13 protein-coding genes are annotated in these 16,831 nt (G+C 54.6%); 10 read left to right on the plus strand and 3 right to left on the minus strand.

Going from position 1 to position 16,831, the window contains the following annotated elements; genetic code table 11:
- Positions 1-32 precede the first annotated feature (32 nt).
- The 7 genes from pyk (at position 33) to D3H35_RS19945 (ending at position 7,434) form a co-directional block, all read left to right on the plus strand.
- Complete coding sequence (pyk, locus tag D3H35_RS19915) at positions 33-1,787, plus strand: pyruvate kinase (RefSeq protein ID WP_119150911.1); 1,755 nt, start codon at positions 33-35, stop codon at positions 1,785-1,787.
- 179 nt (positions 1,788-1,966) lie between these two features.
- Complete coding sequence (locus tag D3H35_RS19920) at positions 1,967-2,515, plus strand: SiaB family protein kinase (RefSeq protein ID WP_119151241.1); 549 nt, start codon at positions 1,967-1,969, stop codon at positions 2,513-2,515.
- Between the two features lies 1 nt (position 2,516).
- The gene (locus D3H35_RS19925; protein WP_199728551.1) at positions 2,517-2,915 is read left to right on the plus strand and encodes a DUF1987 domain-containing protein; all 399 of its coding nucleotides are present in this window, start codon (positions 2,517-2,519) and stop codon (positions 2,913-2,915) included.
- Positions 2,915-4,759, plus strand: coding sequence for a SpoIIE family protein phosphatase (locus D3H35_RS19930; protein WP_119150912.1), 1,845 nt, complete (start codon positions 2,915-2,917; stop codon positions 4,757-4,759). Before D3H35_RS19925 ends, D3H35_RS19930 begins: the two co-directional genes overlap by 1 nt.
- Before the next feature lie 6 nt (positions 4,760-4,765).
- On the plus strand, positions 4,766-6,382 hold the full coding sequence (locus D3H35_RS19935; RefSeq protein WP_119150913.1) for a diguanylate cyclase domain-containing protein: 1,617 nt from the start codon (positions 4,766-4,768) through the stop codon (positions 6,380-6,382).
- A gap of 137 nt (positions 6,383-6,519) precedes the next feature.
- Positions 6,520-6,996: an acyl-CoA thioesterase gene (locus D3H35_RS19940; protein ID WP_119151243.1), complete on the plus strand. Its 477-nt coding sequence runs from the start codon at positions 6,520-6,522 to the stop codon at positions 6,994-6,996.
- A gap of 39 nt (positions 6,997-7,035) precedes the next feature.
- Positions 7,036-7,434 (plus strand): FxsA family protein, encoded by a 399-nt coding sequence (locus D3H35_RS19945; protein ID WP_119150914.1) that lies wholly within the window; start codon positions 7,036-7,038, stop codon positions 7,432-7,434.
- A gap of 9 nt (positions 7,435-7,443) precedes the next feature.
- Here the strand turns inward: D3H35_RS19945 and ytvI are convergent, their stop codons facing one another.
- The gene (ytvI, locus tag D3H35_RS19950; protein ID WP_119150915.1) at positions 7,444-8,562 is read right to left on the minus strand and encodes a sporulation integral membrane protein YtvI; all 1,119 of its coding nucleotides are present in this window, start codon (positions 8,560-8,562) and stop codon (positions 7,444-7,446) included.
- A 258-nt stretch (positions 8,563-8,820) separates the two neighbouring features.
- Between ytvI and ppk1 the strand changes: the two genes are divergently transcribed.
- Positions 8,821-10,920 (plus strand): polyphosphate kinase 1, encoded by a 2,100-nt coding sequence (gene ppk1, locus D3H35_RS19955; RefSeq protein ID WP_119151244.1) that lies wholly within the window; start codon positions 8,821-8,823, stop codon positions 10,918-10,920.
- A 168-nt stretch (positions 10,921-11,088) separates the two neighbouring features.
- On the opposite strand, the gene D3H35_RS19960 is transcribed toward ppk1, so the two are convergent.
- Positions 11,089-12,621, minus strand: a complete 1,533-nt coding sequence (locus D3H35_RS19960; protein ID WP_119150916.1) for a Ppx/GppA phosphatase family protein — start codon at positions 12,619-12,621, stop codon at positions 11,089-11,091.
- Between the two features lie 157 nt (positions 12,622-12,778).
- Positions 12,779-13,591 carry a hypothetical protein gene (locus tag D3H35_RS19965; protein WP_147355902.1) on the minus strand — a complete coding sequence of 271 codons (813 nt, stop codon included), beginning with the start codon at positions 13,589-13,591 and terminating at the stop codon, positions 12,779-12,781.
- 301 nt (positions 13,592-13,892) lie between these two features.
- Between D3H35_RS19965 and citZ the strand changes: the two genes are divergently transcribed.
- Positions 13,893-15,008, plus strand: coding sequence for a citrate synthase (gene citZ, locus D3H35_RS19970; protein ID WP_119150918.1), 1,116 nt, complete (start codon positions 13,893-13,895; stop codon positions 15,006-15,008).
- A 105-nt stretch (positions 15,009-15,113) separates the two neighbouring features.
- Positions 15,114-16,406 (plus strand): NADP-dependent isocitrate dehydrogenase, encoded by a 1,293-nt coding sequence (gene icd, locus D3H35_RS19975; protein WP_119150919.1) that lies wholly within the window; start codon positions 15,114-15,116, stop codon positions 16,404-16,406.
- The last annotated feature ends 425 nt before the right edge of the window (positions 16,407-16,831 follow it).

Genomic DNA, 16,831 nt, shown 5'->3' on the forward strand with positions numbered 1-16,831 from the left:
CGCAATATACACAGGTGGAGGAAAAAGAACTCATGCGCAAAACCAAGATCGTCTGCACCATCGGCCCATCCAGCGAATCGTTAGAGAACACGAAGAAGCTCATTACGGCGGGAATGAACGTTGCCCGTCTGAACTTCTCGCACGGCGACTTCGAAGAGCACGGCAACCGGATCAAAACGATTCGCCAAGCTTGTCAGGAATTGGACAAGACCGTCGCAATCCTTCTGGACACGAAGGGGCCGGAAATCCGTCTAGGCAAGCTGAAGGAAGAGCCGATCGAGCTCGTCCAAGGCGAATACATTACGCTTTCGACCGAAGAAATTCTCGGCGACAAAGACCGCGTTCCCGTTACCTACAAGGAATTGCCGAGCGACATTCACGTCGGCTCGACGATTCTAATCGATGACGGCCTGATCGGCTTGACCGTCGTAGATATTCAAGGCACCGAAATCAAATGCCAAATCGTTAACAGCGGCCCGATCAAGAGCAAGAAGGGCGTTAACGTTCCCGGAGTCGCGATTTCCATGCCGGGCCTTACCGAAAAAGACATCAGCGACATCAAGTTCGGCATCGAAATCGGCATCGATTTCATCGCCGCCTCGTTCGTTCGCCGCGCTAGCGACGTTCTTGAAATCCGCGAATTGCTGGAGCGCCATGACGCTCGCCACGTTCAAATTATTTCCAAGATCGAGAACCAGCAAGGTGTCGACAACTTGGATGAAATACTCGAAGTATCCGATGGCTTGATGGTTGCCCGCGGCGACCTCGGCGTCGAAATCCCGGCGGAAGAAGTGCCGCTCGTACAAAAGCAAATGATCGAGAAGTGCAACCGTGCGGGCAAGCCGGTTATTACCGCGACTCAAATGCTGGACTCGATGCAGCGCAATCCGCGCCCGACTCGCGCGGAAGCTTCCGACGTCGCAAACGCGATCTTCGACGGCACCGACGCGATCATGCTGTCCGGCGAAACGGCTGCGGGAAGATATCCGACCGAATCCGTACTGACGATGGCTCGCATCGCCGAACGTGCGGAGTCTGCGCTTCACTACCGCGAAATTTTCCAAAAGCAAGCGAACGCGCAGCAAACTTCCGTTACGGAAGCGATCAGCCAAGCGGTTGCCAACTCGGCGCTCGACCTGGATGCCAAAGCTATCGTTACGTCCACGGAATCCGGCTATACGGCGCGCATGGTATCCAAATACCGTCCGAAATCGCCAATCGTCGCCGTTACGCCTAACGAACAGGTGAAACGCCGCCTGCAATTGGTATGGGGCGTCATTCCGGTTAGCGGAACGCCTGCGGTAACGACTGACGAAATGTTCGACATCGCCGTCAAAGGCGCCCTCGATTCCGGTCTTGTCCGTCTCGGCGACACGATTATCATTACGGCCGGCGTTCCGGTCGGTCGTTCCGGCACGACGAACCTGATCAAGATTCACCACGTCGGCGAGCTGCTTGCTCAAGGGCAAGGCATCGGCTCCCTTAGCGCGACGGGCAAAGTTATTACCGCCCGCACTCCGGAAGAAGCAGTCAAGAAAATGACTCCGGGCGCGGTTCTCGTCGCTCCGTCCACCGACAAGGAATATATGCCTGCTTTCGAAAAAGCGGCAGCCGTTATTACCGAATGCGGCGGCATTACGTGCCACGCGGCAGTCGTCGGCCTTAACCTCGGAATTCCGGTTATCGTCGGAGTGTCTAACGCGTTGGAATTGCTGTCCGACGGCAAGGAAGTTACTTTGTACGCCGAGCACGGAGTTATTTATTCCGGCCAAGCGAAAGTGTTGTAATCCTTATCGGTTGCGATTGAAGGAGCCCCGCCAGTCTATTGCAGACTCGCGGGGCTCTCTTTGCATCGGGCCTGAATCAAATTCTTAGAAGTTTGTCGCAAATCGTTGCTTAATGTCACATTTTCCGGGAAACAGCATGTTATAATGACGGTAAACAAACTGACGGGAGTGGCATGTATTTGGAAGACAATCCGCTGCTTGAAGTACAGACGGTACTCCGTCGCAACGGCATACTGATCAGCTTTTCCGGTCGCTTATCGCAGCAATTGATCGAGGAATACGGGGAAGCCGTTAAAACATACTTGGAGACGGACAAGCGTCCTAAAAACGAGATTTATCATATATTTTCCATTTTCATCGAGCAAACCCAAAACATCAAAAATTATTGCACGAGCAAATCCGAATCCGCACTCTACGATCAAATCTCGTCATCCTGTATCGTCACGATCGGCAGAGAGACGGACGGCAACTTCATCTGTTCGGGCAATCTGGTCGACAATGGCGATCTGGCGACGTTAATCTCCCATATCGAGCCTATCATAAACCTTCAGAAGGACGAGCTTAAGCGACTGTACAAAGAAAAGCTCAAACAGCCGTTCGACGGCACTTCCTCCGGTGCGGGCGTCGGCTTGATCGATATAGCCCGCAAGGCGGCGCTTCCTCTCGAATATTCGGTGACCAAATTGGACGATCGCGTATCGTTCTTCACCTTAAAGGCGGTCGTATAGAATGAGGACCATTGAACAAATGACGCTTTCCCCTTCGAGAAGCACGCCGGAGGTGCGCTTCGACCCGGAAGCGAACGTGCTTGCCATCCGAGGGCAGTCTTATCCCGAGAATGCATTTGCTTTCTACGAGCCGCTGCTCAAGTGGGTGGACCTCTATTTGCTCCAATTGAATTCCGATTCCCGGGTGGAGATCGAGCTTCAGCTTCCTTACATCAACACGACGAGCACCAAATGCTTCGTCATGCTGCTGGAAAAGCTGGATCAAGCGCATTTGGCGGGCAAAAAAATCGAAGTGCTATGGTACTACGACGAGGAGAACGAAAGCGAGCTCGAATGCGCGGAGGATTTCAAGGAGGACTTGAGCCTTCCATTTCATATTTTACCTAAGGCGGCCCAGTAATGACGAAGGAAAAGAAACGCCGCCTGGCGCTGTATGACGGAAGCGTGTTTAAGGTGATGCTGCTGGCGGCGGTGCTTCTCGTGTTTTCGACGGCTCTTGTCGGATTTTTGTCCTACAGGATTACCGAGGGCGAAGTAATCAAGAAGCTGAAGACAGGCGATCTCTCGCGGATTGCCCAAGCGGTATCGGGCCGAGTCGAGGGACGTATCGATCGGGCGCTGGAGACGTCCCAGATGCTTGCCGACGATCCGGCGGTCGTCAAGTGGGTTCGGGGCGGAGAGGCGGACGACGAGCTTGGACGGCTCATTCTTGAGAAGCTGTCCCGCATTCCCGGCGCTTACGACTATACGAATTCCTTTATCGTCAGCGCCGTCTCCAACCGGTATTGGTCCGAATCGGGGAAGGTGCTGCAAACGCTGGACCGGTCCAAGGAAGACGACAAATGGTTTTATGAGACGCTCGAAGCAGGACGCAAAACGAATATCGTCGTCGATACGAACGCCAGGCGCAAAGACACCTTTGTGTTCGCGAATGTCCTTATCGGGACGGCCGACAAGCCGATAGGCGTCGCGGGAGTCGGCCTAAGCTTGTCGAAGCTCGCGGGAAACTTCGCTTCTTATGGCAATGGGGGCGGCCGCCGTCTCTGGCTCGTCGACGTCGACGGCAAGATACAATTGTCCGGCGATCCCGAGCAGACGGGAGACTATGTCTCGGCCTACTTGTCCGAAGAAACGCGCAACGAGCTCGCCGAGTCCGAATCGGGGCGAGAGCTGGTGCTCGAAACGAAGGACGAGAACGGTCGGATGTACGATATGATCAGTTATCCGATTCGTTCGTCCGATTTGCGGTTGTGGGTTCAAATTCCGCGAAGCGAAACGACGGGATTTCTGGATACGATAAAAGTCAACACGGCGATCGCGGCGATCGTGACTCTTATTCTGATCGTTTTCCTTTTTGCGAACGTCTCCCGGAAGCTTGCCGACCCCTACAAAAGAGCGCTTCGCATGAACGAAGAGCTCGAGATGCTGGTCGAAGGGCGCACGGAGGAGCTGGGGCGCAAAAACCGCGAGATGACGGACAGCATCGGCTACGCCAATCGAATTCAAAGGACGGTTCTGCCGTCCGAGGCCGATTTGAACGCCGCGTTCTCCGAGCATTTTGTCTACTGGAAGCAGCGGGACATCGTCGGCGGAGATTTTTACTGGCTGAAAAAAAGCGGGGAAGTCACTTGGGTGGCGGTCGGCGACTGTACGGGTCACGGCGTCCCCGGCGCGTTGATGACGATGCTCAGCGTCTCTCTGCTGGATCGTATTGCCGCAGTCGGCGAAGAGAAGAGTCCGGGCCGCGTTCTCGCCAAGCTTAACGTTCTGCTGAAGGACACGCTGCATCAGACCGATCCGGAAGGGCTGACGGACGACGGGCTGGAGCTTGGGCTTTGCCGAATAGAAGGAAACAAGCTGACTTATTCCGGCGCTGGTATCCGCATGCTCGTCGCGGGAGAGGACGGAGTACGGATCGTTCAGGGCGACCGCAAGGCGATCGGCTACCGGAGAACGCCCGAGAGCTATGATTACGCGGACCACGAATTCGCGGCCGACTCCGGTTCGGCTTATTATCTGGTTACGGACGGCGTTATCGATCAGAACGGCGGCCCTAAGAATGTATCGCTGGGCAAAACGAAGCTTAAGAACGCTATTGAATCTTTTGGCGCAATGCCTTTACTCGATCAAGGCCGTCAGTTGGAGCGCGAGCTGGCTATCTATATGGGGCAAGAGCCTCAAAGAGACGACATGACTTTGCTTGCTTTCAGGCTGGCCGGGCGCAGTGGCGGACGGGAGGAATAACGCAAAGTGGCGAAACGAAAAGAAGATGCTTTTTTCGGCTTTGCCGAAGAACGGACAACGCTGCAGCAGGCAAAAACCGTAATGGAAGCGGCCAAGCATCATGACAACGAGCTTTTGCCCGGCTATGCGATGCTTTCGGATCGGTACGAAAAGCTGCTGAAAGAAATGAACAAGGTGCTGCTTATCAGCGATAGGCAGAGCAACGCCTTGATCCGGATGGAAGCCGAAATGAAGACGCTGCTGGACAATGTCGGACAAGGGTTTCTTACCGTAGACGGCAGCCTCAAGGTGCAAAGGCAAACCAGCTCGGAGTGCCAGCGGCTATTCGATCGCAAAATAAGCGGGCTGAACGTAACCGAGCTGCTATGGCCGGACGATCAATCGATGCGCGACAAGGCCGAGAGCCTGCTCCTGTCCGCCATGGTCGAGGATTCGTCGTCTTTTCTTGACGAGCTCCCTGCGGAATGCGATTTGGGCGGCAAAAAGCTGCGGCTCGATTATAAAAAAATTCAAGTGCCGTTCACGACGGAGCAAGTTCGGATCATGATCGTCATGACCGACGTAACGGAGCAGCGCAAATCGCAAAAGCGGCTCGAATACATGAGCAGCCACGACCCGCTGACCGGCTTGTGGAATCGGGGGCACGTCGACCGGTGGATGGATCATAACGGCAAAGGAAGCGAACGGCCGTTCAGTCTGATCATGGCCGATATGAACGGATTAAAGCTGGTGAACGACGTTTTCGGTCACCTCTTGGGCGATGAATTGTTGCTTAAGGCCGCCCAAATCCTTCTATCGGTATTCGGGGAGAAGGCGATTTGCGCACGCTGGGGCGGAGACGAATTTCTCATCCTGCTTCCGAATACGGACCGCGAGGAATGTCTTGGGCTAATCGATCGGCTGGACGAGGCTTGTCAGGCATCGGACGGCAAGCCGATCAAGATCAGCATGTCGGTTGGTGCCGCTACGTCCAGCCGTCCACAGGACGAGTATGCGCAGCTGTTTTTGCATGCGGAGAAAGAAATGTACAAGAAGAAGATGCTGGAGAGCCGGGATTCGAGAAAAAGGCTCATGGAAAATATATCGGATACGATGTATGAGCAAGGCATCGAGGATCCGCGGCATGTGGAACGGATTGCGACGCTTGCTTCCGAATTGGCGGAGAGGATGGGCATTCCGCCCCAATCCCCGCAGATGAACATGCTGAAGATGCTGGCGAGGCTTCACGACGTCGGCAAAATCGCTATTCCTCAAGAGCTGCTGGCGAACGAGGAAGAGCTTACCCCTGAGCAATGGGAGGTGGTTCGCAACCATAGCGAGATCGGTTATCGCCTCGCTTTCTCCTTGGGAGAGCCGGCGCTTGCGGAGGCGATCTTATCCATGCAGGAGCATTGGGACGGCACCGGTTATCCATACGGTCTCAAGCACGACCAAATTCCCGAGTTTTCCAGACTGCTCGCGGTCGTCGACGCCTATGACGTCATGACCGAGCGGAAGCCGAAGCCGAACCGAACGCCGCTAAGCCGTGAGAAGGCGCTTAAGAAGCTGCTCGAAGGCAGCGGCAGCCGCTTCGATCCTCAAGTCGTTGCGGAATTCGTCCTGCATATGGAAAGGAAAGAATGATAACGGCCGTCTGCGAAGGCGGCTTTTTTTCTTTCTTCATCGCTATCGGTATAATAAAAGGAAAGCTAAGCTTTACGTTCAGTGAAGTATGCACGGGGAGCGTCGCTGCACTGTTTGGAGAGGAAGGTTCTTCATCGATGAAAATTTGGTCTTTGCATCCTCTGCGCGTTCGTTATCAGGAGACGGACAGGATGGGCGTCGTCTATCACGCCAACTATTTGACCTGGTTCGAAATCGGCAGAACGGAGTGGGTTCGCCGCGCCGGCATTTCCTATTTGGAGATGGAGAAGAAAGGATTGCTGTTGCCGGTGACGGATGTCGAAGCTTCGTTCGGCAAGCCTGCCGGATACGACGATTGGGTTACGGTATGTACGCGGGTGGCCGAGCTGTCGGCGGTTCGAGTCCGTTTTGAATCCCGTATCGTCGGAGGCGATCTGACTGAAGCGGCTAACGGCTTTACTTATGAGGGCGACGAGCCTCCCGGCGCCGCGCTCGTGCGCGGAGGAACCCGTCACGTATGGGTCAAATCCGATAGCTGGAGGCCGATAAGGCTCGATCGGGAAGCTCCGGACTGGTATGCCGCATTGAAAGATCTGGCCCATACGGGCGATTGAGCGATTACGCCCCATATTCGGCAGAAGGAGGCACTTATAATGGTGAAGCGTCTGGCGGTTATCTTTATTATTTTTCTGGCTATCGAGCTATGGGGAATCATTGAGATGGTTCAGAGGATCGGCGGAATTACGACGTTCGGTCTGCTATTGCTGACGGGAATTCTCGGCGGCTGGTTCGCCCGGGCCGAAGGAAGCAAAATATGGGCGGATGCCCGGCGTCAGCTGCAATCCGGTCAAATGCCGGGATTTGCCCTGCTTGACGGACTGTGCGTCCTCGCCGGAGGGCTTCTGCTGTTACTGCCGGGCTTTTTGTCCGATATCGTCGGCATTACGCTGCTCTTGCCGTTTACGCGCCCGATTTACCGATTGTTCATGTACCGGTGGCTGGAGAAAAAGGTGAGATCCGGCTCGATTTCGATCCGCCGAGGCCCTTTTTGAAAATAGCCGTCACAGTCTTCCCGTACCGAACCGGATAAATCGGCCGACATCCCGGAATACTCGCGCTCGATGACAAGCGGTTAGCACGACGATCGAGACGGGACCGATAATAAGGCCGAAAAATCCGAACAGCTTCAATCCGACGAACATCGCAATTAGAGTGGGCAGCGGGTCGAGGCCGACGCTGGAGGCAAGCACCTTCGGTTCAATGAATTGGCGAGCGACGAGCACGACGCCGTACAGGACGGAGAGTCCCGTTCCTAGCTGCCAGTCGCCGGCAAGGAACACATAGCCGATCCACGGGATCATCGCCGCTCCTACACCCAAGTAAGGCAGCAGATCGACGAAGCCGATTAACAGCCCGATGGATATAGCGTTCTCTACCCCGAGCATGAACAAGCCGGACGTGACGACGACCGCCGTTATCGAAATCATAATAAGCTGAGCCCGTACGTATCCGAACAGAGCTTGCTTCAAATCCTTCGCGACCTCGCCGGTTCTCCGCCGCAAGCCTTCGGGGAACCAGTCGCTCAGTCTGCTCAGATGACGGTGCCAATCCTTGCTTATGAAGAACGAAGCGAGCAGCACGACGACCGTAATAGTCGCTACCTCCGGCAGCGAGGAGAGGACGCTCACGATTCCGTTCAAAAAACCGCCGATCAGGCTGGTGCCCGCAGCTGTCAAAGCCTGTGCGGTATCGGAGACACGGCTGTTGATCGTTTCCTGATAGTTGGGATTTTCCTTATAGAAGGTATTGATCCGTTCGATTAGATCATGGATGTCCGGACGGGCGAGAAAAGCGTTGAACGTCGTTTCCACCCAGGCGACGGAGCTTTGGAGAGAACCCGACAAGTTCATGATTTGCGAGACGAGGCGCATGACAAGCGCGGAGACGATCGTCAGCATAGCGGCGGTGAAGAGGAGCAGCGTGAGCGTAACGGCAAGCCAACGGGGGAATCGGGCTTTGAGGTGAAAGAAAGAAACGAGCGGATTCAAGGCATAAGCGAGCAGCCAGCCGAGTATAAAAGGATACACGAGCGGAAGCGCCCACCAGACGACGAAGCAACCTCCTCCGATAATCGCAACGACGATAATCAGACGCCATGCGATCGCAAGCCTCCGGTCCAAGCACCGGCCTCCTTTTTTCCGCTGCCGCGGAATTCGTCTTCTTCTTTTTTCCTATTATACCCTATCGGGTTCGGTCTTCGGAAAGCTTTGAGATTCTTTTTATAGAGATTGTCCATTTTACTTTGGGTTAATGATCGGTTAACGCAGGCTTTACAATTTGATAACATAATGAGGAAGAGATATCCGGTTTGTACGAAACAGGAGGAACTCCTTATGAGAAAGGCGATTCGCCTGCACCAATCCGGTTCGATCGGAGCGATGCGGCAAAGCGGAAGCTTCAAAAAGTATATAAACCGCGATTTGAGCTGGATCGAATTTAACCGCCGCGTGCTGGAGGAAGCGGAAGACGCCGCTACTCCTCTGCTGGAGCGGTTCCAGTTTCTTGCCATCGTATCCAGCAACTTGGACGAATTCATGAGCGTGCGCGTAGCGGGCCTTAACGATCAGCGCAAGGCAGGCTATCAGAAAGCCGATTTCACCGGTTATTCTCCGCAAAGCCTCATTAAGAGAATTATCAAGAGAACCGAAAGAGTGACCAAGCAGCAATATCGCGTCTACAGAGATCTGATGCGCATGATCGCCAAGGAAGGCGTCCTGCTGCAGCCGTGGGAGGATTTGAACGAGGAGCAGCAGGACTCGATGAAGTCGTATTTTCAAGACATCGTCTATCCCGTGCTGACTCCAATGGCGGTCGATGTGAGCCGTCCTTTTCCGCTTGTTCACAGCAAAGAGCTTTACTTGGCCGTCGTGCTTCGCAAGAACGATGCGGCGGAGACGGATATGTCGAGCGAGCGGACGTTTTGCGCTATCGTTCAGGTGCCGTCCATTCTTCCGCGTACGATTCCCGTTCCGGGACGGCGCAATAGCCGGAAGCAAAGCTTTTTGCTGCTGGAGGAATTGATCAAGGAGCAGATCGGCCTGCTGTTCAGTGGCTACGAGACCGAAGCGGTGCATGCGTTCCGCGTGACGCGAAATTCCGATCTCACGCTTAACGAGGAAGGCGCGGAGGATTTGCTGCAGGAGATCGAGAAGGAGCTTCGGAGGCGGCAGAGGGGTATTCCGGTTCGGCTGGAGGTCGAGGACGGCATCCACTCGCACGCGTTGGAGCTGCTGAAGGATGAGCTGGGACTGGAGGACGACGTTTATGAAATCGACGGTCCGCTCGATCTCGGATTTCTGTCCAAGTTCGCGAATATGCTTCCGAACCTTGACCACCTTCGTTATCCTCGGGTAGAGCCGGTCTATCCGGTCGAATTCGAGGAAGCCGACAACATGCTGTCCGTCCTGAGGGAACGGGATGTCCTACTTTACCATCCATACGAGTCATTCGAGGTCGTTAACGATTTTATTCTGGAGGCGGCTTCCGATCCTGACGTCCTGGCGATCAAGATGACGTTGTATCGGGTCAGCACCGGTTCCGTGCTCGTGCAGGCGCTGGCGAAGGCGGCGGAATCCGGCAAGCAGGTTACCGTCGTCGTCGAAATAAAAGCCCGGTTCGATGAGGAGCGCAACATCGCATGGGCGCGCCAGCTGGAGAAGGCCGGCTGTCACGTCGTCTATGGGCTTGCCGGACTGAAAACCCACGCCAAGATTACATTGGTCGTTCGGCGGGAGGGCGGCTCGCTGCGCCGTTACGTCCATGTGGGAACGGGCAACTACAACGAGAACACGGCCCGTCTGTACACGGATGCGGGGCTGTTCACCTGCCATCCGGATATCGGGGCCGACGCTTCCGCTCTGTTTAACGAAATGACGGGCTATTCGACCCCGCACGACTGGCGCAGCTTCGCCGTTGCACCGATCGGCCTGAAGCCGAAGCTGTTCGATCTGATCGACAAGGAAATCGCTCATGCCAAGGCAGGCCGTCCGGCTCGCATCGTGGCGAAGATGAACTCTTTGTCCAATCAGTCGATGATCGACAAGCTATACGAGGCTTCCCGGGCCGGCGTCAAAATCGAGCTTATCGTGAGAGGGGTATGCTGCTTATGTCCGGGGGTTCCCGGCTTGAGCGAGAACATCCGGGTCGTCAGCATCGTCGACCGGTTTCTTGAGCACTCCCGCATTCTGGTTGTGGGCGGCGGGGGTCAAGATCAGGTGTACATTTCGAGTGCGGACTGGATGACGCGCAACTTGACGCGGCGCATCGAAATCATGTGCCCCGTGTACGACACCGGCTTAAGCCAAATGCTGCTTAATTTGCTCCAAATGAATCTACACGACAACGTGAAAGCCCGGGAGCTGCTTGCCAACGGAAGCTATGTTCGGGTCTCAAACGAGCACACTCCTTTGCGGAGCCAATTCGAAGCGGCCGATATTCCGTTGTGGAAGACGGTGGCGGTCGGCTTGGAAAATGAATAATAGCGCAAAAAAGGCCTTGGTGCGGGATGATGATCCCGTGCCTTGGCCTTTTTTTTCGTGCGGCATGATAGGGTGGAAAAGCGAAACGGCAGGTGGCGGTGAGCGCGCATGCCGGCCATAGTACTAAAGCCTTTGCCTTTGGCTAGCAGCGAATTTGCAGCTTCGGCGTCAGTCCCAAGCTTTGCGGAAATCTTTGCCGAGCGACTCGACCTCCAGCCGCTCGACGGGAAGAGGATGATCCGCCAAGGCGGCCAACAGCAGCTTGCCGGATAGGATGACCATCTCCAGAGAACGGATCGCCTGCGACTCGCTGCGGTCGAGCGCGGAAGCAAGCTGCAGCAGCGCTCCGAGCTTGGATACCGCTTCCATATCCCCTTCGCTCAGTATGGAGCGGTAGGGGGACAGCTGCCGGCGCAACGAGTTCGTTCCGCGGTAGGAGGCAATCGCTGCCGTCAACAAAATTTCCCGATGCGACATACCGTTCCAATGCGTATGGACAAGCATGTAAAACGTATGGTCAGCGCAATTGTTGAAGTCGATTACCGCGCCGATCCGAAACAGCCGGGCCGCCGAAGCGAGAAGCAGCCTCATGTCGGACGGAATTTCCCGATCCGGAGCGAGGACGTCGAACATCGTGACGGCCAAACGGCTTACTTGGCTCAGATGTTCCTCCGGAGCGGTAGGATATAATGCGGTCAAATTGCGGATGCTTTCTTCCAGCACTTGGTTTACGCGTTCGCCTGCGGCAGCCGTCTCATCCGTCTCCCGGCGCGAACGCGGAACGCAGGTTTCCAGAAAGAGGCCGTCGCGCAAACCGGCTCCGCAGACGATGAGGCGGGTGGAGCCGATTTCGCGGATGACGGCGAGCAGCAGAGCGAGCCCCGGCACGATGACGTCGCCTCGATCCTTGGACAAGCCTGGCAGCTTCCGACGCTTGTCCACCGGAATGTCCGCAAGCTTATGGAGCGAGTCTTCCACTTCGGAGTCCGACATCTCATAGCCGTGCAGCAGAGGAAAAGGATAATCCGATTCGCGTTGTCGAAGCTTGGCCAACGCGCGAACCGTGCCGCCCAGTCCGATCAACGCCAAGCCGGGGTGCTGGGTCGTCCAGCTGTGCCGCTGAAGCAGGGCGCGCATCTCTTCCTGCATGTCTTGAAGCTTTGTTAGAGGGACAGGATCGTCGCCGAGAGCATGTCGCCCCGCCGTATTGACGCAACCGATCGGGAACGATACGGAGGAGACGAGGCGCCCGTCCCTTAGCAGTGATAGCTCGGTGCTTCCGCCGCCGATGTCGACGACGAAGCCGTCCTGGACGTTCATCGTTCTTGTCATCGCTTCGCTGCCGATCCGCGCTTCCTCGTCGCCGGAGAGCAGTTCGACTTCCACTCCTGTTGCGGCTTTTAAGTAGCGCAGCAAGTTATCCCGATTGGCCGCTTGGCGTATGGCGGCCGTCGCGACCGCACGAATGCGGGTAGCGCCGTGCTTCAGGCATATTTGCCTATAGTGGCGAAGCACTTCGACAAGCTCTTCGACCGCTTCTTCCGGAAGGAGCCCTTCCGGTGTTAACCGCTGACTGAGTCTGGCTGCGAAGCGGCCTTGATCAATGACGCGGTGCGCGCCGCCTTCGGTCAACTGATAGACGCCGAGTCGAACCGTGTTGGAGCCGATATCGATAATTCCGGTCACAGAAGATGAACCCATCGCGCCACTCAACTCCTTGTCTCCGTTAGCTTTTTAAGCAACATTGTACCATTCGGCAGCGCCCGAGCAAAAGAACCTTTATGACGTCGATAAAGAAATAAACATTCAGACAGTATAATGGAAGGATCGATCTTTCCTGGAATGCCTCGACCGGCTTTTATTGTTGAAATGCATCTGGGTAGACTGTCGTCTTAAAAACTTTTTTGGTTTCGACGTCTTTAGCGTGAACCGTCACTTTAAGCTTGTCCGGCTTTACGCCGTTAAAAGCTTGGTACATCATCCCGCTCGCGCTTATTCCGATAGCGACCATTCCTTCAAATCCTTTTTCGAAAGCCGTCTTATCGACAATCAAAGTAAATTCAGTAAGCGAATCGTCATATTCGATATCTTTAATGGACGGGAAATCCGAGCTTCCTTTTAATCCATTGATGTATTCAAGGGTGCTCTCTTTGGTTTCTTTAACAATTTTGTTGTACGCATCCTCGGACATTGTATAAGTATACGAACCGTCAGCGTTCTTTTTAACTTCGCTGATTCCTCTTTCTTTTGCTTTTAACGCAACCTCCTCTTCATTGGAGTTTTCGTCAAAGAATGAAGCCGGAAGCGTCACTTCCGTACGGGATAGCCCCTTGTCAATTTTCAACGACTGGCCGGATTTTTTGTTTTCGTCCGGAGATTTCGATGGTTCAGCCGGCTCGGACTTGTTTGATTCGCTTGCAGGTTCGGTGCTTTGTACAGCGGCGGTGTTTGCTTCCGATTGTTTCGTTTTGGAACATCCCGATAGCGCCAAAGCGAATACAATCCATAGAACGACAAAGTATTTCACTTGAATATTCCCCCTATTCATTTCCATTTTATATCGGAAGGTAATGTTTGGGAAATTAGTGTTTCGCAACAATCGGCCGCCGCAACGGCAATCCCAAAATTCCATTTCGGCATTTTCCTTTAGCTGTTTGCGCGGCTTGGTCATCTTGGGCATCATAATAATGTATCGAATGTGACAAATTAAGCAAATTACGTATACGGCGGACATGAGATAGCGGATTTCTATGACGTCGATAAAGCAATTTTATGCGTCAAGCGGTTCCATTCGCCTTAAAAATGACTTATCATTAAAAATGGTTGAAAAAGTGGCGTGAATTTGCGTATTGCGTGAATTTTTGAGCCGGGAGTTGCTCCTGCTCTTGCGCATGCAGACTTTCAGGCAGCCCGTGACCGCTTGTGCGGCGGGATCGGCTGACTTTTATTTTTCGTAAAAAGGAGAGAGAACCATGACGGCAACGAAAGGCTTGGAAGGAATCGTAGCGGCGGCATCGTCTATCAGCTCGATTATCGATGGCGTTCTGACGTATCGGGGCATCAACATCGACGAACTCGCTGAACAAGCGACCTTTGAAGAAGTCGCTTATCTACTATGGCATGGCAAGCTTCCTACGCAATCCGAATTGGACGGGCTTATCGCTCAACTTGGCGAATTCGCCGAAGTTCCTTCGGAAGTCATCGAAAGCCTGCGTCTTTATCCTAAAGACAGCAACTCCATGGCGGCGTTGCGCACCGTGGTTTCGAGCCTCGCTCTTTATGACGGCGAAGCGAACGACATGAGCCGCGAAGCGAATGTCCGCAAAGCGGTGAAGCTGCAAGCTCAACTGCCGACGGTCGTAGCTGCGTTCGCGCGCATTCGTCAAGGGCTTGAGCCCGTCGCTCCCAAGAAGGGCGTCGGAGTTGCTTATAACTTCCTGTACATGCTCAGCGGCAAAGAGCCTGCGCAAGTGGCGGTCGAAGCGATGGACAAGGCGCTCGTTCTTCACGCGGACCATGAGCTGAACGCATCGACGTTCGCAGCCCGCGTTACGGTCGCTACGCTGTCGGATATTTATTCCGGCGTCGTCTCCGCAATCGGTGCTCTCAAAGGCCCGCTTCACGGCGGAGCTAACGAAGCGGTTATGGTTATGCTGGACGATATCGGCTCCCTGGACAACGTCGAGCCGTACATCCAGAACAAGCTGAACAACAAGCAGAAGATCATGGGCTTCGGTCATCGCGTCTACAAAGACGGCGACCCTCGCGCGAAGCACTTGCAGCAGATGTCCCGCCAGCTCGGCGAGCTGAACGGCGACAGCACGCTGTACGAGATGTCCGTTAAGATCGAGGATCTCGTAACCGGCCAAAAAGGATTGAAGCCGAACGTCGACTTCTATTCCGCGTCCTGCTACACAATGCTCGGCATTCCTCGGGATTTGTTCACGCCGATTTTCGCGATCAGCCGCGTATCGGGCTGGACCGCTCACGTGCTGGAGCAATTCGAAGACAACCGTCTGATCCGCCCTCGCGCGGAATACGTCGGTCCCGTCGGCCAACATTACGTGCCGATTGCAAAACGGGGATAACAGAATAAAGCTTTTACCGGCGGGCTGGCTCCTTAGCGATTGGGCGGGGGCGATGCGCGCCGGTTTCTTGCGAAATATTAACATTTTGGGAGGAACAACAAACTTATGCAACTGGAAAAATTCGCACTGCCGACATCCGGCCAATCGATTACCGTAACCGAAGGCGTTCTGAACGTCCCCAATAACCCGATCATTCCTTTTATCGAAGGCGACGGCACAGGCCGCGACATCTGGCGCGCATCCCAGCGCGTTCTGGACGCAGCTGTCGAGAAAGCATACAAAGGCGAGAAAAAAATCGCATGGTACGAAGTTTTCGCCGGTGAAAAAGCGTTCAACGCTTACGGCGAATGGCTGCCTGCCGATACGCTGACGGCGATCCGCGAGTATATCATCGCGATCAAAGGACCGTTGACCACTCCGATCGGCGGCGGTATCCGTTCCCTGAACGTGGCGCTGCGCCAAGAGCTTGATCTGTACGTCTGCTTGCGTCCGGTTCGTTATTTCGACGGCGTGCCTTCCCCGGTCAAACGTCCCGAGCTAGTCGACATGGTCATTTTCCGCGAAAATACGGAAGACATCTACGCCGGCATCGAGTACCAAGCCGAATCCGCCGACGTTAAAAAAGTGCTTGAGTTTTTGCAAAAAGAAATGGGCGTCAAAAAAATTCGCTTCCCGGAAACGTCCGGTATCGGCATCAAGCCGGTATCGTCCGAAGGCTCCAAACGTCTCGTCCGCGCTGCGATCGAGTACGCGATCAAGCATAACCGCAAGTCGGTAACGCTCGTTCACAAAGGCAACATCATGAAATTCACGGAAGGCGCGTTCAAAAACTGGGGCTACGAAGTGGCCGAGCAAGAGTTCGCGGACCAAACGTTCACTTGGGGCCAATACGACGCTATCAAAGCGGAGCAAGGCGAGGAAGCGGCTAACGCGGCTCAAAAAGCGGCTCTCGATTCCGGCAAAGTTCTCGTGAAGGACGCTATCGCCGATATCGCGCTTCAACAAGTTTTGACCCGTCCGACCGACTTCGACGTCATCGCGACGTTGAACCTGAACGGCGACTACCTGTCCGACGCTCTGGCCGCTCAAGTCGGCGGTATCGGTATCGCTCCGGGCGCCAACATCAACTATGCGACCGGACATGCCATCTTCGAAGCTACGCACGGCACCGCTCCGAAATACGCGGACAAAGACGTCGTAAATCCGGGCTCCGTCATCCTGTCCGGCGTTATGCTGTTCGAGCACCTGGGCTGGCAAGAAGCGGCTGACCTGATCTACAAAGGCATCGAGACGTCCATCAACAACAAAACCGTCACTTACGACTTCGCTCGCTTGATGGAAGGCGCGAAGGAAATCAAGTGCTCGGAGTTTGCCGACCAAATTATCGCTAACATGTAAGGGAGATACTGCCCCCCTTATATTCAAAATTCTCGAACCCCCTAAATCCCCTTTCCAAGGGGGACTCCAAAGGGCGGCAGCCCTCTGGACACCCGCATGACGTGCGATTCGGCGAATTGCAGGGTGCGAGCGGGGTAAGCGCGGTTTGACTTTTGACTGGCGAGGCTTTCGCCTCTGCCAGCCACTGTCAAACAAGCTAATGGGATTGTTTGTTGGGATCGCACGGCGTATGTTGCCGGGCTTTAACTCATCCTACACATACCAATGCACGCTACACACCAACGCATCTGATACATACTAACGAACCTTGCATCATCCATACATGTCTGGCCAGCCGCTGCTTAGTTGCTCAACTGTATTTTGTACATGTATTTTCGAGTAATATCGGAGTTTGGGTGGAGTTAGCTGCAAAAAGTACATTTAGT

Source organism: Cohnella faecalis, assembly GCF_003570905.1.
Taxonomy (GTDB): Bacteria; Bacillota; Bacilli; order Paenibacillales; family Paenibacillaceae; genus Cohnella; species Cohnella faecalis.

What these genes read in the sequence shown, in the direction of transcription:
- citZ (WP_119150918.1), top strand. Translation starts at nt 13,893, where the DNA reads ATGACGGCAACGAAAGGCTTGGAAGGAATCGTAGCGGCGGCATCGTCT.
- icd (WP_119150919.1), top strand. Translation starts at nt 15,114, where the DNA reads ATGCAACTGGAAAAATTCGCACTGCCGACATCCGGCCAATCGATTACC.
- pyk (WP_119150911.1), top strand. Translation starts at nt 33, where the DNA reads ATGCGCAAAACCAAGATCGTCTGCACCATCGGCCCATCCAGCGAATCG.
- D3H35_RS19940 (WP_119151243.1), top strand. Translation starts at nt 6,520, where the DNA reads ATGAAAATTTGGTCTTTGCATCCTCTGCGCGTTCGTTATCAGGAGACG.
- D3H35_RS19945 (WP_119150914.1), top strand. Translation starts at nt 7,036, where the DNA reads ATGGTGAAGCGTCTGGCGGTTATCTTTATTATTTTTCTGGCTATCGAG.
- ppk1 (WP_119151244.1), top strand. Translation starts at nt 8,821, where the DNA reads ATGCGGCAAAGCGGAAGCTTCAAAAAGTATATAAACCGCGATTTGAGC.
- D3H35_RS19960 (WP_119150916.1), bottom strand. Translation starts at nt 12,621, where the DNA reads ATGGGTTCATCTTCTGTGACCGGAATTATCGATATCGGCTCCAACACG.
- D3H35_RS19965 (WP_147355902.1), bottom strand. Translation starts at nt 13,591, where the DNA reads ATGACCAAGCCGCGCAAACAGCTAAAGGAAAATGCCGAAATGGAATTT.
- D3H35_RS19925 (WP_199728551.1), top strand. Translation starts at nt 2,517, where the DNA reads ATGAGGACCATTGAACAAATGACGCTTTCCCCTTCGAGAAGCACGCCG.
- D3H35_RS19930 (WP_119150912.1), top strand. Translation starts at nt 2,915, where the DNA reads ATGACGAAGGAAAAGAAACGCCGCCTGGCGCTGTATGACGGAAGCGTG.